At 58.1% G+C, this 26,235-nt stretch carries 29 protein-coding genes; 5 read left to right on the forward strand and 24 right to left on the reverse strand.

Annotated features, from left to right (window positions below):
- Positions 1 to 147 precede the first annotated feature (147 nt).
- From QMK54_RS17635 to QMK54_RS17650, 4 genes are all read left to right on the forward strand, one after another.
- On the forward strand, positions 148 to 357 hold the full coding sequence (locus QMK54_RS17635) for a hypothetical protein (RefSeq protein ID WP_320400980.1): 210 nt from the start codon (positions 148 to 150) through the stop codon (positions 355 to 357).
- A gap of 235 nt (positions 358 to 592) precedes the next feature.
- Complete coding sequence (locus QMK54_RS17640) at positions 593 to 1,468, forward strand: nucleotidyltransferase (protein ID WP_320400981.1); 876 nt, start codon at positions 593 to 595, stop codon at positions 1,466 to 1,468.
- A complete protein-coding gene (locus QMK54_RS17645; protein WP_320400982.1) occupies positions 1,468 to 2,130 on the forward strand; it encodes a hypothetical protein in 663 nt (220 codons plus the stop codon). Before QMK54_RS17640 ends, QMK54_RS17645 begins: the two co-directional genes overlap by 1 nt.
- Positions 2,131 to 2,284: 154 nt before the next feature.
- Entirely contained in the window at positions 2,285 to 3,955 is a 1,671-nt protein-coding gene (locus tag QMK54_RS17650; protein WP_320400983.1) for an ATP-dependent nuclease, read from the forward strand.
- 162 nt (positions 3,956 to 4,117) lie between these two features.
- On the opposite strand, the gene QMK54_RS17655 is transcribed toward QMK54_RS17650, so the two are convergent.
- Positions 4,118 to 4,912 (reverse strand): DNA adenine methylase, encoded by a 795-nt coding sequence (locus QMK54_RS17655; protein WP_320400984.1) that lies wholly within the window; start codon positions 4,910 to 4,912, stop codon positions 4,118 to 4,120.
- 266 nt (positions 4,913 to 5,178) lie between these two features.
- Here QMK54_RS17655 and QMK54_RS17660 point away from each other — a divergent pair, with 266 nt between their 5' ends.
- Positions 5,179 to 5,550 carry a hypothetical protein gene (locus tag QMK54_RS17660; RefSeq protein WP_320400985.1) on the forward strand — a complete coding sequence of 124 codons (372 nt, stop codon included), beginning with the start codon at positions 5,179 to 5,181 and terminating at the stop codon, positions 5,548 to 5,550.
- Between the two features lie 109 nt (positions 5,551 to 5,659).
- On the opposite strand, the gene QMK54_RS17665 is transcribed toward QMK54_RS17660, so the two are convergent.
- From QMK54_RS17665 to QMK54_RS17775, 23 genes are all read right to left on the reverse strand, one after another.
- Positions 5,660 to 5,854, reverse strand: a complete 195-nt coding sequence (locus QMK54_RS17665) for a hypothetical protein (RefSeq protein WP_320400986.1) — start codon at positions 5,852 to 5,854, stop codon at positions 5,660 to 5,662.
- Between the two features lie 86 nt (positions 5,855 to 5,940).
- On the reverse strand, positions 5,941 to 6,366 hold the full coding sequence (locus tag QMK54_RS17670; RefSeq protein ID WP_320400987.1) for a cell wall hydrolase: 426 nt from the start codon (positions 6,364 to 6,366) through the stop codon (positions 5,941 to 5,943).
- A gap of 98 nt (positions 6,367 to 6,464) precedes the next feature.
- The gene (locus QMK54_RS17675; protein ID WP_320400988.1) at positions 6,465 to 9,419 is read right to left on the reverse strand and encodes a hypothetical protein; all 2,955 of its coding nucleotides are present in this window, start codon (positions 9,417 to 9,419) and stop codon (positions 6,465 to 6,467) included.
- 12 nt (positions 9,420 to 9,431) lie between these two features.
- Positions 9,432 to 11,969: a phage tail protein gene (locus QMK54_RS17680; protein ID WP_320400989.1), complete on the reverse strand. Its 2,538-nt coding sequence runs from the start codon at positions 11,967 to 11,969 to the stop codon at positions 9,432 to 9,434.
- Entirely contained in the window at positions 11,953 to 12,411 is a 459-nt protein-coding gene (locus QMK54_RS17685; protein ID WP_320400990.1) for an NlpC/P60 family protein, read from the reverse strand. Before QMK54_RS17685 ends, QMK54_RS17680 begins: the two co-directional genes overlap by 17 nt.
- Positions 12,408 to 13,271: a DUF2163 domain-containing protein gene (locus QMK54_RS17690; protein WP_320400991.1), complete on the reverse strand. Its 864-nt coding sequence runs from the start codon at positions 13,269 to 13,271 to the stop codon at positions 12,408 to 12,410. The genes QMK54_RS17685 and QMK54_RS17690 overlap by 4 nt, the downstream gene beginning before the upstream one ends.
- On the reverse strand, positions 13,268 to 13,918 hold the full coding sequence (locus QMK54_RS17695; RefSeq protein WP_320400992.1) for a DUF2460 domain-containing protein: 651 nt from the start codon (positions 13,916 to 13,918) through the stop codon (positions 13,268 to 13,270). Before QMK54_RS17695 ends, QMK54_RS17690 begins: the two co-directional genes overlap by 4 nt.
- Before the next feature lie 9 nt (positions 13,919 to 13,927).
- Complete coding sequence (locus tag QMK54_RS17700; protein ID WP_320400993.1) at positions 13,928 to 15,823, reverse strand: hypothetical protein; 1,896 nt, start codon at positions 15,821 to 15,823, stop codon at positions 13,928 to 13,930.
- A 143-nt stretch (positions 15,824 to 15,966) separates the two neighbouring features.
- Positions 15,967 to 16,290 (reverse strand): hypothetical protein, encoded by a 324-nt coding sequence (locus QMK54_RS17705; protein ID WP_320400994.1) that lies wholly within the window; start codon positions 16,288 to 16,290, stop codon positions 15,967 to 15,969.
- Between the two features lie 61 nt (positions 16,291 to 16,351).
- The gene (locus QMK54_RS17710; RefSeq protein WP_320400995.1) at positions 16,352 to 16,543 is read right to left on the reverse strand and encodes a hypothetical protein; all 192 of its coding nucleotides are present in this window, start codon (positions 16,541 to 16,543) and stop codon (positions 16,352 to 16,354) included.
- 65 nt (positions 16,544 to 16,608) lie between these two features.
- On the reverse strand, positions 16,609 to 16,959 hold the full coding sequence (locus QMK54_RS17715; protein WP_103393076.1) for a hypothetical protein: 351 nt from the start codon (positions 16,957 to 16,959) through the stop codon (positions 16,609 to 16,611).
- A complete protein-coding gene (locus QMK54_RS17720; RefSeq protein WP_320400996.1) occupies positions 16,956 to 17,711 on the reverse strand; it encodes a hypothetical protein in 756 nt (251 codons plus the stop codon). The genes QMK54_RS17715 and QMK54_RS17720 overlap by 4 nt, the downstream gene beginning before the upstream one ends.
- Before the next feature lie 12 nt (positions 17,712 to 17,723).
- Positions 17,724 to 18,176 (reverse strand): hypothetical protein, encoded by a 453-nt coding sequence (locus QMK54_RS17725; RefSeq protein WP_223594486.1) that lies wholly within the window; start codon positions 18,174 to 18,176, stop codon positions 17,724 to 17,726.
- Positions 18,177 to 18,180: 4 nt separating this feature from the next.
- Complete coding sequence (locus QMK54_RS17730; RefSeq protein ID WP_218495646.1) at positions 18,181 to 18,426, reverse strand: hypothetical protein; 246 nt, start codon at positions 18,424 to 18,426, stop codon at positions 18,181 to 18,183.
- A 34-nt stretch (positions 18,427 to 18,460) separates the two neighbouring features.
- Positions 18,461 to 18,649, reverse strand: coding sequence for a hypothetical protein (locus tag QMK54_RS17735; RefSeq protein ID WP_218495645.1), 189 nt, complete (start codon positions 18,647 to 18,649; stop codon positions 18,461 to 18,463).
- Positions 18,639 to 18,881 (reverse strand): hypothetical protein, encoded by a 243-nt coding sequence (locus QMK54_RS17740; RefSeq protein WP_320400997.1) that lies wholly within the window; start codon positions 18,879 to 18,881, stop codon positions 18,639 to 18,641. The genes QMK54_RS17735 and QMK54_RS17740 overlap by 11 nt, the downstream gene beginning before the upstream one ends.
- A gap of 35 nt (positions 18,882 to 18,916) precedes the next feature.
- Positions 18,917 to 19,861 (reverse strand): Mu-like prophage major head subunit gpT family protein, encoded by a 945-nt coding sequence (locus QMK54_RS17745; RefSeq protein WP_103393070.1) that lies wholly within the window; start codon positions 19,859 to 19,861, stop codon positions 18,917 to 18,919.
- Positions 19,862 to 19,900: 39 nt separating this feature from the next.
- On the reverse strand, positions 19,901 to 20,314 hold the full coding sequence (locus tag QMK54_RS17750; RefSeq protein ID WP_320400998.1) for a hypothetical protein: 414 nt from the start codon (positions 20,312 to 20,314) through the stop codon (positions 19,901 to 19,903).
- Positions 20,315 to 20,355: 41 nt separating this feature from the next.
- Positions 20,356 to 21,711, reverse strand: a complete 1,356-nt coding sequence (locus QMK54_RS17755) for a S49 family peptidase (RefSeq protein ID WP_320400999.1) — start codon at positions 21,709 to 21,711, stop codon at positions 20,356 to 20,358.
- A 2-nt stretch (positions 21,712 to 21,713) separates the two neighbouring features.
- On the reverse strand, positions 21,714 to 23,324 hold the full coding sequence (locus QMK54_RS17760; RefSeq protein ID WP_320401000.1) for a phage portal protein: 1,611 nt from the start codon (positions 23,322 to 23,324) through the stop codon (positions 21,714 to 21,716).
- Positions 23,321 to 23,542, reverse strand: a complete 222-nt coding sequence (locus tag QMK54_RS17765; RefSeq protein WP_103393066.1) for a DUF6148 family protein — start codon at positions 23,540 to 23,542, stop codon at positions 23,321 to 23,323. The genes QMK54_RS17760 and QMK54_RS17765 overlap by 4 nt, the downstream gene beginning before the upstream one ends.
- Positions 23,543 to 23,545: 3 nt before the next feature.
- Positions 23,546 to 25,546 carry a phage terminase large subunit family protein gene (locus QMK54_RS17770; protein WP_320401001.1) on the reverse strand — a complete coding sequence of 667 codons (2,001 nt, stop codon included), beginning with the start codon at positions 25,544 to 25,546 and terminating at the stop codon, positions 23,546 to 23,548.
- A 37-nt stretch (positions 25,547 to 25,583) separates the two neighbouring features.
- Positions 25,584 to 26,081 (reverse strand): hypothetical protein, encoded by a 498-nt coding sequence (locus QMK54_RS17775; protein ID WP_103393064.1) that lies wholly within the window; start codon positions 26,079 to 26,081, stop codon positions 25,584 to 25,586.
- Positions 26,082 to 26,235 lie beyond the last annotated feature (154 nt).

The raw sequence follows: 26,235 nt of genomic DNA on the forward strand, positions 1-26,235 counted from the left end.
TCCGACCACACCCAAAACGTTACAAAACTTTTCGGGTGTCGTTACAAAACTATCCCGTTTTCCCGCCTTCCCACATCCTGCCAACACCCCCCGATCACCGTCCGAGAAATCCTGCTGCTACGCTGAAAACTCCACGGAGGATTCACTATGCCAAACTCAGACCTGCTCCCTTCCCTGCTGTTCAAGATCAATGAAAATCAACTCGCTTTAGAAGCGGCCATCATGGAGCTCACGAACTGGGTGGAACAGCGGGGAGCCGCAGATGTCGCCGAAAACGTGCGCAGTGCCCTAGATGCGATCGACCGCAACGAGGAGTTCATCAAAATGACACTCGCGGTGATGATGACACCGGAGTGACTGCACAGCCAAAAGCAGACGTTTACTGACGGGGCGATCAACCCAAGCCGGCCATAGACACACCGTCAACGACTTCGTAATCTACATGCAGGTCTTGTCGCTTTTTCTCTTATGCCCATGACTCATTTGGCTCCAGGGATTACGCATGGACAAGGAACGTTATGCGACGCATGTAGCGTAAAAATTACGCTAAGTGTGTCGCCTACTCATAGTTTGCGTTTTCAAAGGATAAGCAATGAGCCTGGAAGATCAATTGGCCAGATGGACTGGACCTTCGAGTGACACCGAGCAGGACAAGCAGGATAGAACGGAGCGAATGATTCGCCAAGCGATAGATTCACACGAACCATTCAACAATTGCTCATTGAGGATTTATGCGAAAGGATCTTATGCTAACAACACTAATGTGCGCTCAGATAGTGATGTCGATATAGCTGTAGAATGTACAGAAGCTCTATATTGGGACGAGTTTGAAAAAGGGAACCATACGCCAGGCAAAGCATATGAGGGGATATGGACCCCAGCAAAGCTGAGAGCCGAACTTCTTTCCGCAATGGAGGCAAAGTTTCCCGACCAAGTAGATTCCACGGGTTCTACCGCAATACAGATAAATTCTAGCTCAGCCCGCGTAGATGCTGATGTCGTACCATGTTTTAGCTTTCAGTATCACATAAGCGGCGAGGTGAGAGACGGAACTAAAATATTCAAGACAGATGGCAATAGTATCGTCAACTACCCGGCCCAGCAAATGGCATACGGAATAGCTAAGAACAAGCGAACTGGTAATAGCTATAAAAAAGGAGCACGACTCTTAAAGCGCATTGAAAACGCAATGGCAGAAGATAAAACATTCCGCGAATTGCCATCCTTCTTTATGGAATGCCTAGCCTACAACTGTCCAGACACTGTGTTTGCTCATTCAACATGGACAGAGTGCCTCAGAGCCATGCTTGTTCATATTTGGAACAACCTACAAGGTGATGAGCCGGACTCCGGGCGCTGGGTAGAAGTGAATGAATTCTTTCACCTATTTCATTCAAATCAAAAATGGACTCGTGAAGATGGGCGCGAGTTTTCAAAAGCAGCTTGGAACTACTTCGGGTTCAAATAATGCGCAATGTAACACTTAAAAGCTCGCTGTATCTGTTGGTCGGAATTTCAGCAGTTGCTTGGTTTTCGATTGCCTACTTTAGCGGGCTAGATCTATCAAAGGTACTAGATTTTTTTGGGCTTATTCCAAAAGTGGTGAGCATTGATCTTTTGGTGATAGCGGTGTTTGTTAAGTGGGGGTGGAAATTTAAAATATTTAGAGGTTGGCTTGTTCCATTTCCGAATTTAAACGGAAGCTGGGTGGGCTTTATATATTCAGATTGGAAAAATCCAGAGACGGGCGCAAAGCCTCCTCCTATACCCGTAATGCTGACCGTGAATCAGTCCTTCTTCCACATTAGCTGCATGATGCGCACGAGTGAAATGGAAAGCTCTTCGTATTCTGAGGGCTTTCTTATTGACCCTGATCGACAGATTAAAAGCGTAGCGTATACATATACTAGCAAACCCAGACTGAGCTTGAACGAGCGGAGTATTCCCCATGATGGAACAGCAGTGTTCCAGATCATTGAGAAGCAAAAACAAAAGCTAGTTGGTAGGTATTGGACGGAAAGATTAACTAAAGGTGAAATAATTCTTCACTACTACTCAAAAGAGCTTCTAGATGAGCTTCCAGAAGACTTGGGCGAGCATCCTGTAACAGAATATGAAAATCGACGCTAACAAGGCGCTACTGTATCAATAAGCCAACTAAACGCCCGCTTCTTGGTTCGCAATACGACTGGATGAAGCCGGCGCGATCAACTACGAACTGGGTTGCTGGAAGCCTACTCTTATTTAAAGTCAGCCACCCACCACAAGCTTATTTGGACTGTCCATGATCTCAAAATTAAAGTTCCGGTTTGGGCGCACACCGACATCTGAAGCAGAAGAGGTATCGACCCCAGCAGTAACAGTATTTGTGGGCCCTAACAACTCAGGAAAAAGCAAAGTAATAGCCGAAATAACACAATATTGCCGGACCGGATTAAAAGATGCTAATGCGCTGATCTTAGAGGACGTTGCCTTCGACGGATTAGATAAGGAAAAAACCTTAGAAGCAATTAAACACTTTACACTTACCCAGCATCAGGGTGAGCAGATGTTGCCTGGATACATTCTAATAGGCAGCAAATATGGTCGAAATCAAGTCCCAATTGAGAGGTTACAATACTTAATACAAAACCCCCAAATTGAGAGCAATACTTACTGCCAATGGTTTCTGACACATGCAACATTAATGCTTGACGGCCGCAGCCGAATCAATCTTATCAATGATCAGGAAGCCGGTGACTTACAACAACCACCACAAACAAGCCTACAAGTCTTACTGCGAGATGACGATAAAAGGCACGAAGTAAGGCGTATAATTTACGAGGCTTTTGATACACATTTTGTAGTCGACCCTACACATCTCGGACATCTGAGAATCCGCCTCTCGCCACGAGCCCCACTGGATAATATGGAAGAGCGAGGAATACATGCGGAAGCAGTCGACTTTCACTCGAAGGCCCTACCAATAGGAATCGCAAGCGACGGAGTCAAAGCTTTTACTGGCATAATCACAGAACTAATCGCAGGTGATCCCCGCGTGATTCTAATTGACGAGCCAGAAGCATTTCTGCACCCTTCGCTTGCCTCGAAGCTAGGATATGAGATCTCAAGGGCCGCATTATCCGAGGATAAACGAGTATTTGTTTCTACTCATAGCCCTACCTTCGTCATGGGGTGCATACATTCCGGGGCACCTGTCAATATTGTAAGGCTTACATATAGAGGAGGCATTGCAACTTCACGAATACTTCCAAGCGCAGACATTCTGGAACTGATGAGAAACCCACTACTCCGATCCACTGGTGTTCTTAGCGGATTATTCTATGAATTTGTTGTTGTTACTGAATCTGATGCTGACCGTGCCTTCTATCAAGAGATAAATGAACGGTTATTACGATTTTGCCCAAACCGTGGAATCCCAAACTGCTTATTTATTAACGCCCAAAACAAGCAAACGATTCAAACAATAATACGTCCATTACGAGAACTAGGCATTCCCGCAGCAGGAATTGTTGACATAGACGTATTGAAAGATGGCGGTAGCACCTGGGCAAACATACTTACGAGTGCCAACATCCCGACCATATCACACAACGCACTTGCCACCATGAGAATAGCGGTTAAGCAAGCGATGGATGCCACTGGTCTTAATATGAAGCGAGACGGAGGCATTGACATACTCAATGCGGCGGAAAAAGAAGCTGCTATAAACCTTTTAGACCAATTGGCCGACTACGGAATGTTTGTCGTCCCTAGAGGGGAACTGGAGTCATGGCTGCCGTTCACGAAGGCCTCCGGGCATGGCCCTTCATGGCTTATTGAGGTATTTGAAAAGATGGGGGAAGACCCTTCATCGGATGACTATATAAAACCGGCCGAAGGTGACGTGTGGGAGTTCTTGTCTAAAATAAGAGCATGGAATGTTGATGCAAACCGCAAGGGCATTCCGTTATAAACACTCCAAAACTATAAATTAGTTTATTGAAATTTCGACAACCCCTGTAGAACACAAGTAATTCCAAAAATTGATTCTGCCTTTCCTCGTTATCGGTTTCCCAAGCTGATAACGAGGGTTCGATTCCCTTCACCCGACTACACGAATGAGCAGTTTTGGCAACTAAAACAACCCCCCCAAAGATGCCGGTACCCAGTTCATGATCACCAGTTCGCCGCTGACCTCAGCTTTGCCCTGCCGTTGATTGGTGTTGCAATAACGGATATCCAGCGTCTCGAAGTGAAAACCTTCGAACACCCGCCGAATATCCGGGTGATCGTTGATGCTGACCATCACCCTACCCTTACAGCGACGCATGAAATCAGCCATGCGCTCGTAGTTCTCAAACGGAAAGTCCACGCCATAGCCGGCGGTCTGCCAGTAAGGCGGGTCCATGTAGTGGAAAGTATGCGGTCGGTCATAGCGCTCGGCACATTCCAGCCAGGGCAGATTTTCCACGTAGGTACCGGACAGTCGTTGCCAGGCAGCCGAGAGGTTCTCCTCGATCCGCAGCAGATTGATGGCCGGGCCGGTGGTCGCCGTGCCAAACGTCTGCCCAGTCACTTTGCCCGCGAACGCATGGTGCTGCAGATAGAAGAATCGCGCGGCGCGCTGAATATCGGTGAGGGTTTCGGGGCGGGTCATCTTCTGCCATTCGAACACCTGGCGCGAGCTCAGCGCCCATTTGAATTGGCGAACGAACTCTTCGAGGTGGTTCTGCACGACGCGGTACAGCGTAACCAAGTCGCCGTTGATGTCGTTGAGGACTTCAACGGGTGCAGCCTGGGGCCGCATGAAGTAGAGCGCGGCGCCGCCGGCAAAGACTTCGACGTAGCATTCGTGGGGCGGAAAAAGTGGAATGAGACGGGCGGCCAGGCGGCGTTTGCCGCCCATCCAAGGAATGATGGGTGTGGACATAGATAGCAAGACCTTTACTGTATATATAAACAGGTGCTAGGCTCGCCGCGCTTTGTGCACGGAGCAAGAGCCTTGGCTGGACTTGCAGGGACAATCTGCAGGGACGGCGGCCAGGCTGGGTGTTGACGCACCCAGCTCGGTCGCTCTTTTTAACTTTAGTGTTGAGGTTGCAAAGCCGGAATGGCCAAGCAGTTCGTCACCTTACTCTCGCCGAATCGTCACGCCTCAACTACTGTATATAAAACCAGCTTCCGTAAGGTGTGACCGTGGACCCGTACGAAATCGAAGACACCAGCGACTGGCTTGGCTGCCCGACGCCGCTCGATACCTGCCGGCATCAGCTTCGAATGCTCGAGAACGAAATTCAGGAACTGACCCTGCAAATACGCCAGGCCCGACAAAACATCTTCAAGCTGGTTGAGATGCACACCGAAGCTGCCAATGAGCGCGATACGCTTCGCTCTCAATTGGCCACTGCCAAAGCTGAAGCGGCCGATGCGAACAGCCTCGCGAACGAGATCGAAACCCGGAGCAACTGGGAGTTGATGGCCAAGGACAAGCACATCAGCGAGCTCACCGCAAAGCTACGCGCCCTCACCTGCCAAGATCAGCCCGTCGGGTTACCGGGCAACAGGTAAATCCGGCATCAGCGCCCACACATAGGCCTGACACACAGCCAGGGCGATCAATCCTTGGTCACCGGCATCGGTGATGGCGACAATTCTTTGAGCTCGCGCCAGTCCCTCCCTAGTTACTCAGTTTGGGCTGCAGGATCACCCGTGCCAGCATCACCAGGATACCCAGCACGCCATAAGCCGCAGGCGGCAATACCGCCTGCAACTGAGGCAGCAGTTGCTCAGCAATACCCAGTGCTGCAATCGCGCCGCCAGTCTGAACGCTGGACATTTTCAACGCGTCTTTCCAATTACTAATCAGTTGCATGTTTTGTTGCCTCGGATGGCTGGGAAAGGTTCAGGCCCGCGTCTTCAGCGCGACCTGGTTATACGCAAACATCAGTGCCGTGGGGCTCACGGCACATCCCTGAAGAAAATGTGGTGCCCGAGCTTCAGCGTCTGCTTCGCGCCCTTAATCCACGTAGGCGGTTTTGGCATAGTGGTCGCGTAGTAATGGGTCGCCCCACCGGTCGGATCTGACACCTTGCCCGCCATCACCTGCTCGGCAGCGATCTGCGCCTGGGCAAACTCGCGGAAAGGAATCTGTTTCGCGCCACTCAGGTAAGCGAAGTTCGGGTCGTTCCTGTTCCAGCAGCTGAACTGGTAGGGCTTTTGGCACACACCGGCATAGCCCTCCCCCCACCACGACTGGGTCTTGCCATCGTTCACCCGGTTGCGGATGGTCCAAGCCACCGCGATCTGGCCGGCCAGGCTCTCACCGCGGGCCTCACCCCACAGCGTGCGGGCAAGGATGTCGCGGTCTCTTTCTGTTGCAGTCATCACTTTTCTCCAGGCGAAAAAAAACCCGCATTTGGCGGGCATGGTTCTTCTACGAAACGGCACTGCCGGACGGAATTCCGTCCCTGTCTGGCGCTAGATCAGAGATTGGTAGTCATCTTGATGACGCTGTCCACGTTCCAGGTTTCTCCGGGCTGAGTCGTGTGCGTGACGCCGCCCATGGTGCTGACCGCGCTGCCGGCAACACTGTAATAGTCCTTGTTGTAGTAGGGCGCGTTGGCCACGTAGAAACCGCAATCGGCATAACCTGGGTGCTTCAAGATCTGAACGCTCGCGGAGATCCCGGTAGGCCCCCAAATCTGGGAATCAGGCAGCCACCCCAAAGTGGCTATCTGCGGAAAGCCCTCGACAGACACATCCTCTTTGCCAACATAGGGCGAGCGCAGCGCGGTATTGGTAATCACCTCGCCCGTCGAGTCATCCAGCAGGCGCTTGATTGGCAGCATGGTGAGCATTGCGGCCTCCAGCACCAGCGATTGCGACCACACGACCTTTTGTGACATGTCGATCTTCGCGTGGCCACTTTCATGACTGAGCACCAAGCTCTGCGACCGCGTGGCCACCGCCGTTTGGGTGTTGCACTTGAACAGCGTCGAGCGCTGGACATACTGCAACTTCTTGCCGACGTAGGTCGCCACCGTGCCCATCGGGATTTCGACGCCATCGAGCAGCAATATCGCCGTGCTCTTGACCTCATCGCCGTGAAAGCCACCGATGTAGTCCGGCGCACCCTGTTCCTTGATCGCGCAAGTAATCTCGCCGCCATTGAGCAGCGCCTTGCCCGAGCGCGAGCGGACGAACGAGATCGCCACCGGGTCCAAGTCGGCCTCGTAGGCGTGTTTCAACCGCCACAAATCCGCATTGCCATAGGCATCCGCCCCGGTAGGGTCAAACGGCTTGTACTCATAGCCCAGAGTGAACTCCAAGTACTTTTTCGAGGTGGCCTTGCTGCCTTTGATAAAGGTGCTGACCAGAGTCGCCCCGACCTTGACCACGACATCATCCGGCGCCAGTGTCGAAACCACCGTCGCGCCTGGCTCGGAGGCGCGCGGAAAACCACAGAGCGAGCCGAAGTCGTTAGCGCCGTTCCAGTAGAACATCGGTAGCTGATTGGGCAGGCCTCGAAAGCGGTCCGGGCTGGGAGACTCGTAATAGACCCCTCCCTTCACTGCCGTAGCCGGGGTGTCACCGGTCGTTACCGCGGCCGATAGGTCAAGGTAGGCAACGTTGAAGCCGGTGCTGGTGAAAGAAAACGAGCCTGGGGTGATCTTGATCCGCCCCTGCCCACTGTTAGTGGGCAGAATCAAATAGTTGTCCCAGGCCAGCGTTCGGGTAGTCGGGTCAAAGGTGATATTGATCGGCGCCTGTTTCAGCCAGACTTCGCCCAGGTACGTGTTCAGCGGCCTTCGATTGGCCAGCGCACCGCCATACCCAGCCCCATCATTGATAAACAGGTAGAGCTTGTTGTCATCGACGAATGCGCCCGAAGCGATGCTACCGCCAACACTCGAATAGCCGGCGGTGGTGACTTCGGCCACCAACTTCCCGCCGACCAGCTCGGCGCCCAGATCGACGTAAAGCGCCTGGCCTAGGGGGACCGTCACATCTGTAAGACCCGCGATCACCAGCGTAGTGTTGCCCACACCCCGCGCAACACGAAGATCGCCAAACGACATAACGCACGCCGTTCCGCTGAGAAGGAACCGGCTAATGTCGCCAATCACCTGATAGGCCGCACGCACCGTGCGGTTCTTCAACGTTTGATCAATGGAATCAACGGAGGCTTCCTGCCGGGCCAGAGGGCCACCAAGCCCGGAGGTGCCGTTGATCAACAGATACACCTTCCGATCCGTGACGAACGCACCAGAGGCCAACATCCCGGCCGTAAAACCACCGGTCGTTACTTGCGGAACCAGCTGACCGCTCTCATTGGGAGCACTGTCAAGATCCACATAGATCGCTTCGCCGAACGGCACATTCTGCCCACTGACTGGGGCTACCTTTTTCGACGAAAAGGTCAAACCACCGGTGACCGTCAGTTCCGAAAAACTGATTGAGTAGGTGCTTGGCGTACCCACGTTGCGCTGCAGCTTGGTCGCCCGGCCCACCACGTGCCAGCCGGCCCGGTCCAGGGTGTTCTGCAACGCGCCGGTCAAGGCCGCACGCGACACGACCCCATCGCCCACGGAGTGGTACTGGGGATACAGCGCCCCACCGACGACGCCGTTGAGGCAGGTGAACAGAATAATTTTGCTGTCTTCGATGTAGGAGCCCGGCGGGTTAGCAATCGCCGTCAGTGGGAGCGACGACACGTGCACCAGGTACTCGCCGCCGACCAAGGGCTCAGCCAGATCCACATAAGCACATTTTCCGTCGGGTACCACCAGGTCAGTCACGGCCTGAACGTTGGCTCGGGCCTTGCCGGTGCCGGTAAAGATATAGAGCCGGCCCCAGCTCACCGTGAAATCCAGACTCAAGGCACCCTTTTCGACCTTCGTCGTGCGCCCGGACAACTGATAGTTACTCCGCCGGGCAATGTCCAGAATGGCGCTACTGGGATAACGTTTAATTTCAAGTGGTACGCCGCCGTTGTTCAAATACAGGATCAGCGATTGACTCCACTCAGGGCTGGGCACGCTGAAATAGCGACCGGATGCGGTGTTGCTGATGCCCGCTGAGGTATTGGGGTAGATCCCCGACGACAGCTGGGCCGCATCCCTGGCGGCCTCCGCACGGTCGGCAGCGGAGACCGCCGCGTTCAAAACGTCGCCGGGGTCGGTGGTGACGATCCCTCGCAGCAACGGCGCCACATAACCACCGCGACTGATCGCAACGTCAATCTTTCGCTCTTTCGTATAGAAGAACACTCCCGCATTGGCATCGGCATACGCAGGGTTCGCCAGCGGCACATACGTGTTCTCGTCACTGTACAAATTCGCCAGAGTCGAGGTGCCGCTGATGTACACGTTTATCGTTGCACCAGGCAGCAGAGCGCCGTCCTCAGCCCTGGCGGCGAAGAATTGAATAGGTTGCATATCGAGTCTCTGTCAGGTGTTGAAGGTAATTGCCGGGGCAAAGTTGAGCTGACTGCGGGTGCTGCTCCAGGTGTCGTAAGCGGCGGCGCAAAGGTAGTAGGTAGTGCCGGCGGTCAAGCCAGTGATCTGTGCCGTTCGCGACATGCCTTGGTAGCCAACGGTCCCGGCGATGGCCGGATCAAAATCGGCGGCCGTTGAGTACACAAACAGGTAGCCGGCAGCGTCTGCAGCGTTGCTAGCATCGCAACTCACATCAGCCGAGGTACCGCTCACGGTGGCCGCGGTCCCGTTCACGGCGGCCGGTGCGCTGTTGGAGACCAGCAGCGAGGCCGATGGAGCACCGCCAGCTGCGTTGCGCTCGATGATCTCGACGCGGTAGCTGCGAATCAGCGCACCATCGACCAGCGCATCGTCGCGTTGGTAGGTGAAGGCCGTGCTGGTGGTCGTCACCTGACGCAGCAGCACATTGCTGCCCGCGTTGCGGATCCGCACCAGCCGATCCTCCGCACGAGCCCCCGCCGTCCAGCTGACGGTGAAATACGGCGCTTCGAATGGACCGACCAATGCCAGGTTCTGCGCCGGCGCAGGGACCACCCGCGCGGGCGACAAGGTGACGCTGTACGCCGTGACGTCCGCCAGATCCTCCAACGCCCGACCGTACACGTTGAACGAGCGAAACTTGACCCATACCGTTCTGCCGATCTGATCCCGGGCGTAGCTGTATTTCCAGACCGCGTCGTCCAGGCGTACAAACGGTGCTCCGCTGGGATGATTGGCCACCGCCGAGCTCAGCCGCCCGCGTCGCAGGTAGCCCAACTGATAAGCCCCCACGCCGGTCAGCGTGGCATCGCGATAACTGAGCAGTTCTCCGTCCACCCAGCACAGGGTGGCGCCGCTGTCAGCCTCGGCGGTAGTCGCGGCCGCCAGTTCGTCCGGTGCCGCCAGTTGCACGGACAGGGTATTGACCGTGTCCGGATCGTTGCCGTCCGCCAGGGCGGCTGAAAGCTGCCCCATACGTGCCCGACCATAGATGGTTTCAACCATCCGATAGCTGTCACCGTCGGCACTGATCCAGATCTCACAGCCACCCCAGTTGGGGCTCGCACCGGCCACGGCGCCCCACACTTGCAACTCACCGGCGAGCAACAGGCTTTCGGGTGGGTTGAACATGATCGGTGCCAGTACCGGACCGGGTGCGGCGTTCTGATTGCTTTGAAAACCACTTTTGCTTTGCACCGGGTAATTGGGCGCGCTGCCGACACCCAACAACGCGTCCTCGGCGACCACCGCCAACTTACCCTCTTCGTCCTCCTCGACCGAGATCAAACGGACCAAGCGCTGCTGCAGGTTTAAGCCTGGTTCGGTGATGGTGACCAGATCCATCGGCTCCAGCAGCACATGCTGCCAACCCAGGGAAAACTGGTATTCATTGCGCACGTACAGCTTGCGCTGCACCAGCAACTGCGCGGCATGCGCGCCGATCGCCACATCGCAAATCTCATAGGCCTTGATCGTCTCCATCGGTCGCGAGCCGAACTGCTCGATGGCCGCCTGATCGGTGCCGCGCACCACATCGGTGTTGTACTCGTGAGCGCGATCGAGGATCTCCAGCGAGACTTCGTTGTAGCTGTCCGCCTGGCTCTTGATCTTGAGTGAGACCGGTGGCTCGCCCTCCTCGGCGAGAAAATCATCATCGGTCAGATCTGCCACTGGCGTGACATCCGGGTACCAGGTCACGCCGTTGCCGGTCACGACCTGATCGCCATAGGGAATGACCTTGAGCTGACCGGCCGACCAGACCAACTCGCTGTTGGTCAGTTGCAGCCAGCGAGCGATCGCTTCACTGGCCGGTGACTGCTCATCGAGCACCGGGCTCAACAACAGGTTTTCAGCCAAACAGTAATTGCGATAATTGCTCAGGTCGGCCACCCACCATGGGTTGAATCCAATGCCGTCCAAAGGATCGAGCAGTAACCCTGGCAAGAACTCCCCGGGATTGGCGTCCGGCAACCCTGGCACTTGATAGGGACCGTCCACCTCGAACGTGTGGTTCTGCACCCCGGCGCTATCGTTGAGCAGGTACCGACCGGCATACACATAGGCGGTGTCCGCGTAGGCGATGGCCTCGGCGGGATGCTTGGTTTGAAGAAAGCCCCACACCGGTTGGTCCCGATCACCCCGGGCAAAGCTGAAACCCGCCTGAGCCAAGGCCGACTGAGTTACCCCGTTGATGACCTTTTCAGTAAACACTTCCTTGTCACGAAAAATGCGGTGAACCGCACCCAACGTCCCACGACCAATCGCGAGGATCAGCGCCGCGTAGTAGGTGTAGGTGGTGTCTTTTTGGGTCGCCCCGCCGCCGCCCTTGCCGCCCGATTTCTTCTTCGTGGTCTTCGCCACGGCTTCGAAGTCGGTGTAGTAAATCAGGTTGGGGCTGATGCGATTTCGGCCGGCAATCCAGGCGATCGGCTTGCCGCTGGCACTGCTCTGCACTTGCAGCGCATTGATGCGCGTGGCGCTGGTGGAAATGGTGCTACTGCTGCCCCCCATCGCTGACTCCATATAGGTTGAGTGTGTAATAACGCACCAGCTGGCTAGCCAGCCGTTCCTCGCGCATGTCTGCGTATTCCACGCCGATATCGCGGTAGGCATGGATGACCCGGTGTTCATCGATCACCACCGCGCCGTGGCTGTACGTGCGACCGAAACGCCACACCGCCATGTCGCCGCGCTGCGGTGTCTCCACCGGGTGGCCGTACCGGTCGAGCCAGTCCAGGTAGCGTTCCTCGCTGCGATGCAGGTGCCAGTCCTGGGCATAGGGTCCGGGGTCAATCATGGGCATCAGCCCGACCGCGTTGTAGACCTCGATCAGCAGCCAGGCACAGTCGACACCAACACCCAGCAAGTGCTGACGGTGCTGGTACGGTGTACGCAGCCAGCGTTCGGCCTCGGCCACAACGGCCGCCCGCTGTTGAGCTTCAAGCGCATTCATATGGACGTCTCCGCGACCGGGATGAAGGGCATGCCGCGATAACGCACGCGGTTGCCGAACTTGTTGGTGCAGGCATCCAGCGTGCGCGGGCAGCCCGGATAAATCAGGAACTGGTCGCCCGGGACGGGCACCGCGGGCACGCCGAGGATCATCGTGACCGCGCCGTCACCGGTCTGCCGCCGCACCGTGCGGGCCACACCGGCGTTCGCCCCGTTGACGAATCGAATCACCCCCTGGTCGAACCAGCCCTGCTCCGCTATCACGTTGGAGTTGATCCGCAGGGCGGTATTGCTGCCGGCCTGGACGGTGCCGGCTGTCTGGAACAACGCCCGATTCACCCCGCAATCGGCGCTGTACACCGTGCGCAAACACGACGGCTGATACACGCCCCGAGGGACTTTGGTATCCAGCAACTCCATCGGCGACTTGACTGTCACGGTTGCCTGCTCACGATCGACGGGATCGACCTCCGCCACCCGGCCGATGAAGCGCGTCACCGTTCCAATCACCGGCTTCCCCCAGTCCGCCATGAAGGCTCGGGCCAGATTTAACGTCGCGCCATCGAAGCCGCCGCCGGCAATGAACGGCAGCACCGACTCCCCCAGCACCGTGTCGTTCAGCCCGGCGGTGAAGGTGACGTTCAAGGTATCGACCTCAATGCCGCGCACCGCCCGCACCCCGGTGCGCTTGATCAGCGGGCCGCTGGCCGAGTAGTTCTGCCCGGCGTGGTAAATCTGCAGGCCGGCATCGGTGTAGCGCAGCACTTGGCCGCTGGCCAAGGCAATCGTGTACAGGTCGGCCATCACGAAGCTGCGCGCCGTGGCCAAGAACTGTTTCAACTCTGGGCTGGCATCGATCATGGTTTGATACTCGTAAAGGCGATGTTCTTCATTTCCCAAATCGTCCGAAACGGCTGGGCGCCATCCAGCGAGTCGGCATCGAAGGCACAGCGGAAATAGAACGCGCCGCTCCACACCAGTGACGCCCCGTTGGGCGGCGGCACGGCAAAAGTGATGCGCCCCAGCTCGTCCACGTTGTAGCTCGAAACCGGTGCTCCACCGACCGTCAGCGCATCGATGTTGACGACGCCATACACTGGCTCGACCCAACTGCCAATGGCACGGGAAAGCTGAAAGGTGACGGTGGTTCCGTCGCCGGTACCGAATCGCTGAAGTTTCACCAGGTGATCGGAGCGATCGAAGTACAGGAACTCGCCGAACTGGCCTTTGCGGCTGTTGAAGAAGTCCATCAGCCGCGTCCACTCATCCAGACCCGGCCGTTTGCGCACCGCGTTGTAGCTGATCTGGAACGACCACAAGGGCGCCGAGTAATACGCGGTGGTGCGACGTCGGCCGCTGGCCGCCCTTTGCACCCCTGTACTCCACTCCGGTGCCTTTTTCGACAGCAGTGTTTGCCCCGGCATGCGCGGCAACACCCCGTCGCTCACCTCACCCACGTCTGGATAACTGGCGATCCAGCGTGGTGGCCAGAACGGACCTAATGGCATGATTCCCCCCTATGCCTTGATGGCACCGTTGCGCCGCATTTTTTGCATTTCTTCGGCAAACGCCCGGGCATTGCGCCGGATGTCTGCCGGCGTCATCCGGCCGCTGTAATCGTTGTAGTGGTAGGTGCCACCGCCCCCCAGTTGTCCGTCGCCATTCGCCGCCTGGCGGATGACGTTGGCGTACTGTTTGGGCAGCACCATTTCCTGTTCGTGAAGTTGGGTCATCGGGTTGGTACCCGCCGGAATGTCGTAGCCGCCTTCGGCCGACGCCACATTTTTCACCATGCCAAACACGAAGGCGCCGGCCGCCGCCGCGGCAGCGACTCCCAGCACGGGACCGATAATGGGAATCGCCGACATGGCCGCGAAGGCCCCTGCCATCGCTTGCCAGGCACTGGCGATGATGTTCTTCATCGTGGCCGCGCCCCAGATCGCCACGGACATCGCCGCACCACCCGCCTCGGCCGCAGTACGCACACCAACGCCGGCCACGGTCGCTCCAGTCTTGGCGGTTTCCCCGAACATCCAGGCCATTACAGGGGCGGTGACCATGTTCTCGATGAACGCGTTACCGATGCTGCCAAATATCCCGTTGAGCAAACCTTGGGTGGACATAGTGCCGGTCAAAATGCCATTCAGGCCGCCAGCCCAACTGGAGCGAACACTGCCGACCATCCCGGTCCAGTTACTCTGAGACTCCATCGTTTGCTGACGGCCGATGACCGCCATGCTGTTGCGGTGGGTCTGTTCCAGCGCCAGGATCTGTTGCTGCACCTGCTGCAGGGCGACCGGATTACGATCAGGATCTTGTTCCAGCAACTTCTTGCGCTGCTCCAGAGCCGCCGCTTCGATTGCGTATCGCTGTTGCTCGAACTCGGCCTGCGATTGCAGCAGCTGCCCCTGAGTGATCAGGTTCGCTTGCAGATCCAGTTGGGCCATCTGCTCGGCATGGGTAATGTCTGCGAGCCGCGCTTGTTGATCAGCCGCCAACTGTTGCTGCTTCATGTTGGTGATTTGCTGCTGCTTCTCACGCTCGATCGCAACCACTTCAGAGGCTGCCTGGCGATACTCTTCGCTGTCCTGTCCGTACAACTGGCGGCTGCGATCAAGTACCTGCTGGGCGATCTGCAACCGGGCATCCATGTTGTTACGGTACATCTGAGCCTGCGCCTGCAGGTCTGCAAAAGCAGAACCTTCGTCCTGCTTGCGCAAATTGGTCAGCGCGCCCAGGTAGTTGCGCTGCACGCCCAACCGCTCGGCAGCACTGAGATCGGTGCGCTGCAGGACCGCCTGCCAATAGTCGACTTCCTTCTGCAAGGAAAACTGCTGGAACGTCCCCTGCTCAGCCTGCTGCTGGGTGTGCGCAACCTTCTGCGCGTCCAGAACTTCCGCCCATTGACTGACCCGTGACTTCGAAGCCCCCCCACCTGTCGCTGTGTCCGGCTTGGCTGGTGGTGGTGGCGTGCTCCCCTTCTCCAGCTCTTTACGGTGCTCAATGGCAGCCGCATAAGCTGTTTCAAGTTTTGTCAGACGCATTACCTCCAGGCCGTAGGCCGTCGGGCGTTGCTGCGCCTGCTGCTGGGTAGAAAGACGTGTATCGCCTGTGGCTGCCATTTCAGCGACTTTACGTCGCTGCTCTTCGATTCGAGCCAATCGCGCCTTCATGCCGGCATCGACCTGATCGATTTTGTTGGAGGTCAACTGCATGGCTTCCAAGAGCAACCGCTCTTCCTGCAACGAGCCCTCCAACTGCGCTTTACCGCCGCCACCGCGCGCACCTTTGTTACCCAGGTTGTCCAGCATGGCCTCAAGGCGCTTGACGTTCCCGGCCACCTCATCAACCGTCACGCCCGCGCCCGTCAACCCCTTCAACACACCGGTGAACCAACTCGCTGTCTCGGCCAAGGTTTTGTTCAGGCTGATACCGCACGATCAAAACCCTGAGTACCAGCAGTAAACTGGTACGCGATGTTCCTATCCATACCGGCACCCAAAATGCAGACAATAAAAAACTCCGCCATGGCGGAGTTTGTTGGACCAGCTTTAAATCACTTACTGCAAACTGCCTGATAAACACCTTCAAAGGTTGATGGCGAATCGGCTTTAAAACGAACACTACTCCCGGTGCTGAAGAATTTTTCAAACCCTGCGTAACCGCCATAACCATTTTTAGAATTCACTTCACCGCAGATAATCGTGGCGCCGTTTTCCAGTTTATGCGGTTCAAGTTTCTGAAACTTCGCAGCATCAGGATCCTTCAAGCGTGCACGCACCAGCTCGCGTGCTTTCTCCTTAAGCAAATACACTTCCGTGGTCTCGGCCTGGGCCGAGCCAACTGCTAGCAACAACAAAAACAAAACTCCATTACGCATGGGTAGCCTCCCTGTTAAAAGTCGGAGAAGGCTACCGATAGCTGCTATCAGGGTCCAGTTTCTAACTCAATGGACAAAACGCATCCAAAGCACCGCGCAAGTGCTCTGGCAGTTCGCTACGCATATCCGCGGCGAGTGCCGCCATGTTGGTAGCCAAATCTGGGGCACCGGTGACCGACTGAGTCGGCTTGTATCCCAGGTACCCTGCCACCAGCACATGAACGGGCGGATGGTGATTCCAGTAGTCCGTCATGTGGCCCACCATGACCATGTCCCAATCACGCCGAAGCGTGACCGGACTCTGGCCTGTGCAGGCGATCAGGTGTGCGTAGAGCTGGCCCCAGTCGAGGGGGCCAGAGCTTCCCCCGACTCGTTCACGGGTTGCGCCTCCATCCCTGAGGCGCTCATGACCGCGTCCAAGGCGGCACGCATATTCTTCAGGTCCAGAAGGCTCGCCACTTCAGAACGATCCATGTCCGGGTAGTTGCGGCGTAAGGCGGCATGCGTGGCGTCAATGACGGTGGCGATGCTGTCCTTGTCCATTCGACCGGACATGACGTTATTGATGCGATCGAGCAACTGTTCCAGATCCCCCAGCGCCATTGGCGGTATCACCAGTGTTTTGCCCGGAAACGGGAACTCAACACCAGGTACGTTGACGGGCGTCATTCGCTGGCACTCCAGTAAACGACCTCACCGAACTCATCGGCGTAACCGGTGAATTCGAAGTCGGGGATGGTGTAGTCATCCTGCTTGGTCGCAATCCCCAGCTTGTTGCTGACAAAGTTCGGAACCCGGACATAAATCGATTTGCCCTTGTACTTCAGGTACAGCTCGCCCTGAAACACCGGCATATCGCCCATCGGCAGGTTACGCACGGACAGACTTTTGCCGGTGGCCACCGAGTAGCGATAGTCAATAAACACCGGGGTATTGGCGTCCGCCACCGCAAAGCCGTACTCACCGGTCGTGGCGTTGTAGGTGTACTGACCTGTGACTGGCGCAGTCAGGACGCGTTGAAAAGCTACCGCCCCACCGCCGCGAACTCCCAGGTCACCGGCCAACAAACCACCCGCTGGTGGATCGACAATGATTTTGCCCCCTACGGGGATAGGCGTCGGTGTGGTTGCGTGATGCACCAACACTTGACCGGGCTGCAACTGCTGGCCAAACACCAGGGCATTCCATTGCGAAAGGCTGATCTGCGCCGCCTTGGCCTTGCCGGACAGCTTGCCCTGACCACGCGCCGCATCGACCGCGAACTGTTCGCCGCCAAACAACTCTTTCGAGTCGAAGGACAGGTCAATCGACGCTTCTTGCATGATGCCCAGCAGGATGGGGGTTGGTGCTGCCAACGCATTGCCATAGGCGTCCATCAGCGGGGTGGCATAAAACAGCCCGCTACCGAATGCAATTTGCATGAGAGGTATTCCTCAATAAATAGTGGGTCCCGACAACAAGTCGCCGGTGTTGCACAGATAGGTGAAGCGGTAGCGCACCATGCAGTTGCCCGCGGTGTTGTCGCCGTCGTCCTCGATCCAGTCGATGTAGAAACGTTGAATGCGGTCAGCCTCGGGAAAGGCGTCCTCCTCCATCAGGACCGCGTGCACAGCAACCTTGACCAGATCCGCGACCTGGTCCCAGGCATCGCCCGTGGTGGTGTCCTCGCGGGCGAGGATTTCCACCGACAGCTCAAACTGGTTGCGGTCCACTGACTGGCTTTCGCGTTCGGTGGTTTCCAGGTTCGGACGAATCACAATGGCCGGCGACATGTCCCGGGTGATCGCTTCCGTACGACTGCGAAACACCCGGTCGCCGGCCAACGTACCGCCGCCAAGAATCAGCACCTTCGCCCGATCGACGATGCGCTCTTGAATGGAAGGCATAGGGTTAGACCTTGGTGAGTGAAGCGAGACTGAATGCCCCGTCATCGATCATCAGCCGGTCGCGCACCCTGTAAGACACGCCACCCACACTGATTAACTTGCCGTTGACGATGCCCAGGCGCTCAGCCTCGGCGGTGATGATCAGGATTTCGTAGTAGGTCGACTGACTGTTGATACCGGCCATGGCGCGGATCTCATCCGGCATGTCCCGCACCGCCAGGAAGGGCTGGCCGTCGACTAGGCCACCCACATTGAAATCCTCGAGGAAGGCCGAAAGGTCCTCCTCAAACATCGCCTTCAGCCTTGGCCGGACCGGCTTTTTTGGTCGACTCGGCGGGGGAAACTTCGCTCAGCTGGTTACGGAAACGCTCCGCAACGTCGACCGGCAACTCGATCGTCCCACCGACTTCGACCAACTCGTCGTTGGGCTTGCGGAATGAACCGCTGAGCACCCGGTAGGATTTATTCGCCATTGCCGCCCCCTGCATCCTTTTCGAGCTTGGTGACCTTCTGAGCCAGCGCCTTGTCCGGCTCACCGGGGATGACAATCACCTCCCCCTTCTTGAACTGGACCGGGCTGATGATCTCGTAACGGCCTTTCTTGAGCTCCTGCAGGCAGTGCGCTCGCGCACCGGCCTGAGCAGCCGTCAGGATCAGTTCGCCACCGAACAAGGTGATGTTCTGATCGACTGTGTATTTCGGCATCGTGATGTCCTCGAATGAGGTGCAAGCCCGAAGGCTTACACCAGTTGGTTCAGGACGGCGTACTGCCAGCGCCCGAAACCGACGTTGCGCCAGGTGTCGACGCCGTATTGGTGCGCGTCGTTGTCGAACTCGTACTCCGAGCCTTCGGCCTTAGCCTTCATCACCACGTCGGTTTCCTGCTGACGAATGAACGACTTCAGGCGCCCATCGGTGCGGAAGGTCACGAACTTGTCGGTCCAGGCATTCAGGCGGACGTTACCAATCACCCGCACGTTGACGTTGTCCGGCATGACGATCTCGCTGATGTTGGTACCGCGCGGTACGGTCAGCGCCGACTGGGCCACGCTCAGCAAACCGAAAGGCACCATCACCAGGAACTCGCGGGCCAGTTCGTTGATTGGCTCGCCCTGATCGTCCTTGAGGCTGGTCAGCTGGGTAACTGACTTGGCCACGGCCTGCTGAAACTCTTCAGGGCTCGGGCGCGAGGGGGTGCCGTGCAGCGTGGCCGCCAACTCGCTGATGTCCGTGGTGATCTTGTTCGACTGCGGGCCGCTGTTGCCCTCTTCGTGGTCGGTATCGAAGAAGTACTGGCCGTCGTAGCAGATCTGGCTTTCGCCGTTCAGCACCAGAGCCGACAGCAGACGGGCCCAGTGCGAGTTGGTGCGATCGGCCAGCTCACCGAGACGAATGCGCAGCTGCCCGGTTTTGTCGCGGCGCAGCTCCTTGACCAGGACCTCGATCGTCGCTTCGTAGTGCAGGTTTTCAATTTCGAGGTCAGCGCTAACAAAGCCCTTGGCGTGGCGACCGCCGATCCACTCACGCAGCGTCGGTACCGCGCCGATCCACGGATAAGTTTCCTTCGCCTGGTCGGAGTCAAAGAGGTTGGAGATCAGATCGATCCAGGTCGCCCCGGCGTTTTGTTCGAGCAGCTCGTAAAACGTGCCAATGACGGCACGGCTGGAAAGTACTTCAGCACCCATGGGTGTATCTCCTGATGAAAGACTTGGTAATCCGGCGTGTTACGCGACCGGGACGGCCTGCGCGGCGAACTTGACGATACCCGCGCCACCGCTGACAAAGCGGTGCACATGGCCGATCCGGCTATTACCCGCAGCAGTGAGGACAAAGGTGCCGCTGTCACTGGCGTATACGGCCTTACCGATATCGGTGATAGCTAGGGCCGCGACCGGCAGTTGCACCTTGCCCGCTTCACGCAAGCGAACGCGCGCCGCGCCGGCAGCGCCAGTGCGGTTGTCTACGCCGCAGTCAGCGAAGCCGACGAACAGATCACCAGCAGCCAGCGGACGCGCCAGGCCATTCGCCGAGTTGATGCCGACGGCCGAGCCTTCGAAGATCTGCACGCTGGCAGCGACAGCCAGATCATTGATGTCGCCCGTCTCGTAAGCGCGGGGAGTGTCGAGAGTAAGAGGCATAGGGATCTCCAAAGCCTAAAGGGTGGTGGGTGTGGGCCGGGTTACTTCTTCAGGACTTTGATCAGGCCCTTGTCTTCGGCCTTGCGGTACGCGTGGTACGCACCGAAATCGCCGAACTCAGCCCGCAGCTCCTTGTTGCCGTCCCAGGTCGCCTTGGCCCGTTCCTCGAGCGGCGCCTCGGGATCTTCCTGATCAGCCGCGGCCGCCGGAGTGTCCGGTGCGGCTGCGGCAGGGACTGGCTTGGTCGCCGTGCTGCGGATATCCGCCAGCGCGGCAGTGCGCTTGGACTTTTCGGCGGTGATCACCTGGCTGGCTGCTTCAGCACCAGAGGTCTTGCCGTCGAACTTCAGGGAGGCGATCAACTCTTCATGACCGGGAAGGCCGGCAGCCTCGACCGCCTGAATACGTTCACACTCAGCTTTCGCACCGGCGGCGTGAGCGGAATGCTCCAGCGTCGCCAGCAACTCGGCGTGGTTGGCCGCCAGGTAAGCGCGATCGATGGTTGGCTTATCGGCAGCGGTCGTACTTGGCTGGGTTGCGGTGGTTGTAGTCATAGAACGATCTCCGGAGTTGCTGCCGTTGAGTTCGGCAATCAAAGATTCAAGGGTGGATTCACGGTCGGCCATGCCCAGGGCAACAGCGTCTGAGCCGATCCGCATGTCGCCCTGACCGAAGTCGGAAAGGACGGTATCGACGTCAACACCGCGATAGTTCGCGACGTCCTCGACGAAAATGGTGGTCAAGCGATCGACATGGTTCTGGGCCAACGCACGGCCTTGCTCTGTCGAAAAATCGGGACGCTTGTTTGGGCTCTGGCTGCTGACGATCTCGACGCTGCCGTCATCCTTGTTCGTGCGCACAGAGAGCACCGTGCCGATGGAGCCGACCGCGCCGGTGCGACTCATGACGATTTCGTGGGCTGCCGCCGCCATCCAGTAACCCGCGCTGGCGGCATTGCCCGACACGTAGGCGACCACCCGTTTCGGAGATGCCCGGATCATCTGGGCGAACTCGGCGATGCCGCTGGCTTGGCCGCCGGGCGTGTCCATCACCAGGATGATGCTGTCGGTGCGCGGGTCATCCACCGCCGCGGTGAACTCCTTCGCCAACACGTCAAGCGAAGTCGCGCCGGACATGGCGGTGAACAGGTTCGCGTAACGAAACACCGGCCCGGTGACCGGAACCAGCGCGACACTGCCGCGCTGGGTCACGTTGCGGGTGTTCTGAAGTGGCCGCCCCTGCCTGGCCTCTACAGCCTCGGGGCCATCGTTTTCACGACGGGCGATCGCCGCGATGGTGTGCAGCATGTCCGGGGTGATCGCCCAGGGCTCGCGCGACACCAGGTCGAACGCCGTCACCCGATGCGCCGGTGGAGCGTCGGTTGGTTTATCGGTCATGGTCAGGTCCGTTCGGGTAAATCGGGGTTTTGCGGCAACTGGTCTTCAGGTTGAGAGGCCGGCGTGGCAGATAGGCCGTCTTCCATTCGACGTTTTACTTCCAGCGCGCGCTGTTCGTGGTTTTCTTCCCAGTCGCTGCCGTCGTAGAGCATTGATTCCTTGGCCAGCGTGCTGACGCCAAGATCGACACGCGCCTTGGCCGCGTTGATGTCCTTGAGCGGATCCACCGTACCCGGACCATCGCCGACCCAAATCGAGCCGCAGTAGGCATACCGCAACAACGGATGGTCGAAAAAACCGGGGGCATCGACGTCACCTTGGGCAACGGCCTCCTCCAGCCAGTGCTCGTACACCGGCTGACAGAAATCGTTGCCCAGAAAATCACGACAGCCGCGGATGAACTGCCAGGCTTCCATTACGGCGGCACGCGCGGCGGTGTAGCTGGCGGTGAAGTGTTTGATCAGCACTTCATACGGCAACTCCAACGCCATGCCGATCTGGCGCAACATCGCCAATACAAACGGATCGAACGCCAGGTTCGGACGCCCGGGCGCGGCCGAATCTATCGATGCGCCTTGATCCAGCTCGGCGACAATGCCGCCGCTAAGCGTGCCATCCCAGCCACCGTCCGCACGATCTGCAGGACGATCACCGCCAACCGGCGTGTTGCCGGTCGCAGCGGAGGCCAACGGGCTGAGATCCCCGCCAGGCCCGGGCTTGATGAACACCGCGAAGAACGCCGACACCACGGCGGCTTCCAGCTCTGCATCGGTGTAGCGATCAAGTTGCTTGAGCTTCTCGATCACCGGTGCCAGGTACGGTACTCCGCGAGGCTGACCGACACGTTTGCGCCGATACAAATGCAGCAGCGCCCGACCACCCCGTTCATTGAAGAAGGGTCGCTCATCCCACTTCCGCTCTCTCACACCCAGTGCACCCGGGTGGCTGCGTAGGATGTGAGCCTTGATCGGCTCCCCATCGGCATCACGCTCGATTCCGGCGGTCAGAGTTTCGGTATCGGCCTTGTTGTCCGGGTTACACACCCGATCGCCTTCGATCAGTTGGATGCAGGCCGAGTAGTGCTGACCCGGGCGCTCTTTGTGGGTCAACAACGGAAAGACATCACCGCTGCTCAACACCGAACGCCACGCCAGATCCTGCAAGCCGTAAAAGTTCTGTTCGCGGGTGATGTCGCACGCCGTGGTTTCGGCCCATGACTTGAACAGCGACTCGGTGTTGCGCTGCCAATCACGCGCGGTGTCCTCATCCCAACCGAGGATCTGACGGTTAACCACAGACTTCAGCGCCAGTCCGGTACCGACCGTTTTGGTCACCACCGTGTTGATCGCGCCACCACCGATGGGGTTATTGCGCTCCAGGTCGCGGCATCGTTCCCGAAGAGTCGGCAGATCCGGCAGCAGATCTGCAGCTGCACTTCCGGCCGATGGATTCCAGGCACTAAGGGAGCGCTTGCGTTTTGAGGCGCCGCTGTAACCCCCCATTGCCGTCATCGTCATACGCGCCTGCATACGCTTGGCGCCGCTCTCGGGGCTAAACCAACTGATTGCCCGATCCAGCAACGTGGGCTCGGGAGCCTTGAGCGAACGACTCATAACGGCGTGATCCCGCGCAAGACAATGCCGCGAGGGCGACCGCTGGCCAGTCGATCCACCTGGAGCTGCCAGTAATCGATCATCTTGGTGATCTCTGCCGCGTCGGCGTAGTTCAGCTGACGGGTGCCGATGCGGTAGCTCTGCTTCTGGCTGACCTTCATGCTTGCGTCGAGCCAGGCTTGAAGCTGGCTTTGCGCCTGTTCCAGGGTGATGGCCATAGATTAATTCCTGCGTTGAGAGAGCACGCGCATAGCAGTGCGGCGCCCAGAAACAACTCTCCCGCCAGAAGGCGGGAGCTCGTTGGGTTCAGCGGATGGTTTCGGTACCGGGTTTTCCGGCGCCGGTGCGGGATCCGAATCCGGCTCGATGTCCGATTCCGGTGGTGGCGAATCAAACAAACCGCCTTGGCGGATCTGAGCATCCAGCGCCGCCCAGTCGTGTTCATTGAGCAGGTGCGTTTTCAGCGAACGGGCCGCATGCAGAGCGTAGGTTTCGCAGTCCGTGGCTTCGTTTGGCTCGCCCGCCTTTTTCTGCCAGACCTTGCGGTAGTGGTGCCGCCGGCTGGGGGCTTTCACTTCGGCGGTGATCTGCCTGAAGTAGTCGGGACGCACTGTCTTGTAGAAGTGCATCCGACCTGGACCGTCTCCAGTCAGCGGCAGTCGCCCCTCAATCCACAGATCCTTGGCCCGGGACGTACCGACGATGTATGGACGCAGGCCGTACTTCGAGGCCTTTTGCTCTTTGTCGGTGTCCACCCCCTGACGAGGTGCACTGAAGATTTCTTTTCGTTCATCATCCCGGCTGTTGCCTCGCTCGCTGGCCCCCTTGATTGCCATCACGCCGCGTTGCTGATGCTTACGGCAAAACGCATAGGCTGCATCTTGTGTAACGGTGCCGTCCGAGGTGTCCAGCGAGACCGCCAGGACTTTCAGCTTCGCACCGCAGGCATGGGTGATCGGCGAGAACAGCAGCTTTTCCAGGTCCAGCCAAACGCCCTGCCCTGGCAACACCACTTCGCCGTAGATCTCACCCCAGTAGAGCAACCATGACTCCTCGCCACGGCCCCAGGCGCGAAGAACGACCGCCAGGCGATCGTGCTGCACGTCGACACCTGCGGTGATCACCAGCCCACCCATGGGCACGAACAGCTCCGGGTAATCCTCGGCCCGCTCCGACAGCTTGTCGGCTTCGGGGAGATCCGATTTGTACTCGTAGGCGCGACCCTGTTTCTGGTTGACGAACTTGATCAGCAGCGACAGGTTGCCCATGGCGGCCTGGTGCTCGGCGTTGAGCTGCTCGCGCACGATGTTCGCCAGGCTGGTACCAGGCAGGCACGCATAGAGTTCGTTCAGTTCGATGAACCCGGCACGGCCGGCAAAGGGTTTGGTCGCTACCCAACCGCATAATGGATCACCCGCCTCGACGGCGTTGAACACCGTGTTGCGGATGTTCTCTTTGCGCTGGTAGTCGTCCCAGATTTCTCCGCAATGTGGGCAGGCGTAGCCGGCTGTGTCGGGATCCGCACGACCATATATTTCGTGCGGCTCGACCCCCTCATTGATGTCCAGGTATTTGATATGGGCGAAGTCCAGCACATGAGCCTGGCCGCAGGTATGACAGACAATCGGCAGCACTCGGCAATCGGTCTGTGCCAGGCGCGCTTCGGTCTTGCTCGCGCCTTTGATCGCTGGGGTTCCACCGACCAGCATTTTCGAACCCGGGTAGCGTTTCCCACGTTCTTCCAGCAGAGCGATCGCATCGCCCTGCCCCTTCACGTCATCACTGGTATCGTCCGGCTCTTCGACCACCGACAGTCCCACGGATGAGGTCGACTTCACGTTGCCGGGGGAATTCGATGCCACCAATTTGAGGAAGCCGCCCGGGAAGCTCTTATGGTCCCAGCGGTTGCCGGAGGACCGGCTGGTGTCGACCGGCATCAACCGATTGACCTCGCTGTTCGCCATCACGCCGTGCTTTAGCTTCTCATCGTGGAAGTTCTTCCCGTCCTTTTCCTTGGCAAACAGGATCATGATCGGCCGGGGCAGGAACTGGACAAACTTGAACAGGTACCCGATCAGGAACCAGGTCCAGCCGATCTGCGCGGCTTTCATCAGGTCCACTTCGCTGACGCGCGGATCATCCAGCGCCGCGGCAACACCGAGAAAGTACGGCGTGTAGTGGAAGTCGTACAGGCCGTGCAGCACACCGCTTTCGGCGGGCAAGTAAAACTCCGTGCTCAAGTACTCCGCCGTGGGCACATCACGCGGCGGGTTGAATTTCCCCGCTGCTGCCAACAAGCTCTGCGCCAAGTTTTCGCGCGTAGCCTGCAATTCGCTCGGTTGTAGGTCCAGCAACTTTGGCCACCACAGATCGATCAACCGTGAGTTTCTGCACGTTCTCGATTTCCTGAATTAATCGTTCAACGCCGCCCAGGTATTCCCGGTTGGCAAAGGCTGACCAGTCGGACAGCACTCGCTCCGCTTCCATGCTGGGGATCAGCGACCGCAATTTCTCGTGATACAGCAGACGCCCGTTCGCCGCCTTGACCCGCCCTTCGTCAATCCGCACGGCGTTGAGTTCTTCCAACTGGCTGCCTCCGCGCCCCGCCGCCTTGTTGCGCAGGTCGCGGATGTACGCTGTCCGGATCTCGTCCAGGCTGGCAGCCTGCCAGTCACTGATGCCCAACCCCTTCAACACATCGCGGGCATTGCGCTCGCTCATGTCCAGGTGATCGGCTATCTCGCGCTGTGTTGGCATGGTCATCTCCTAGGACTGGACAGGAAGCGGAACCCCCTATGTCGGGTTGAATCTGCAAAAAGATCGGGGTTCGAATTACCCCAATCTCTCAGGTCGCCGGAAGGACCCATTGAAAACAGGGAAGAGGCCCCGCCCCGTGCCTGAACCGCACCAA

Source organism: Pseudomonas sp. P5_109, assembly GCF_034009455.1.
Taxonomy (GTDB): domain Bacteria; phylum Pseudomonadota; class Gammaproteobacteria; order Pseudomonadales; family Pseudomonadaceae; genus Aquipseudomonas.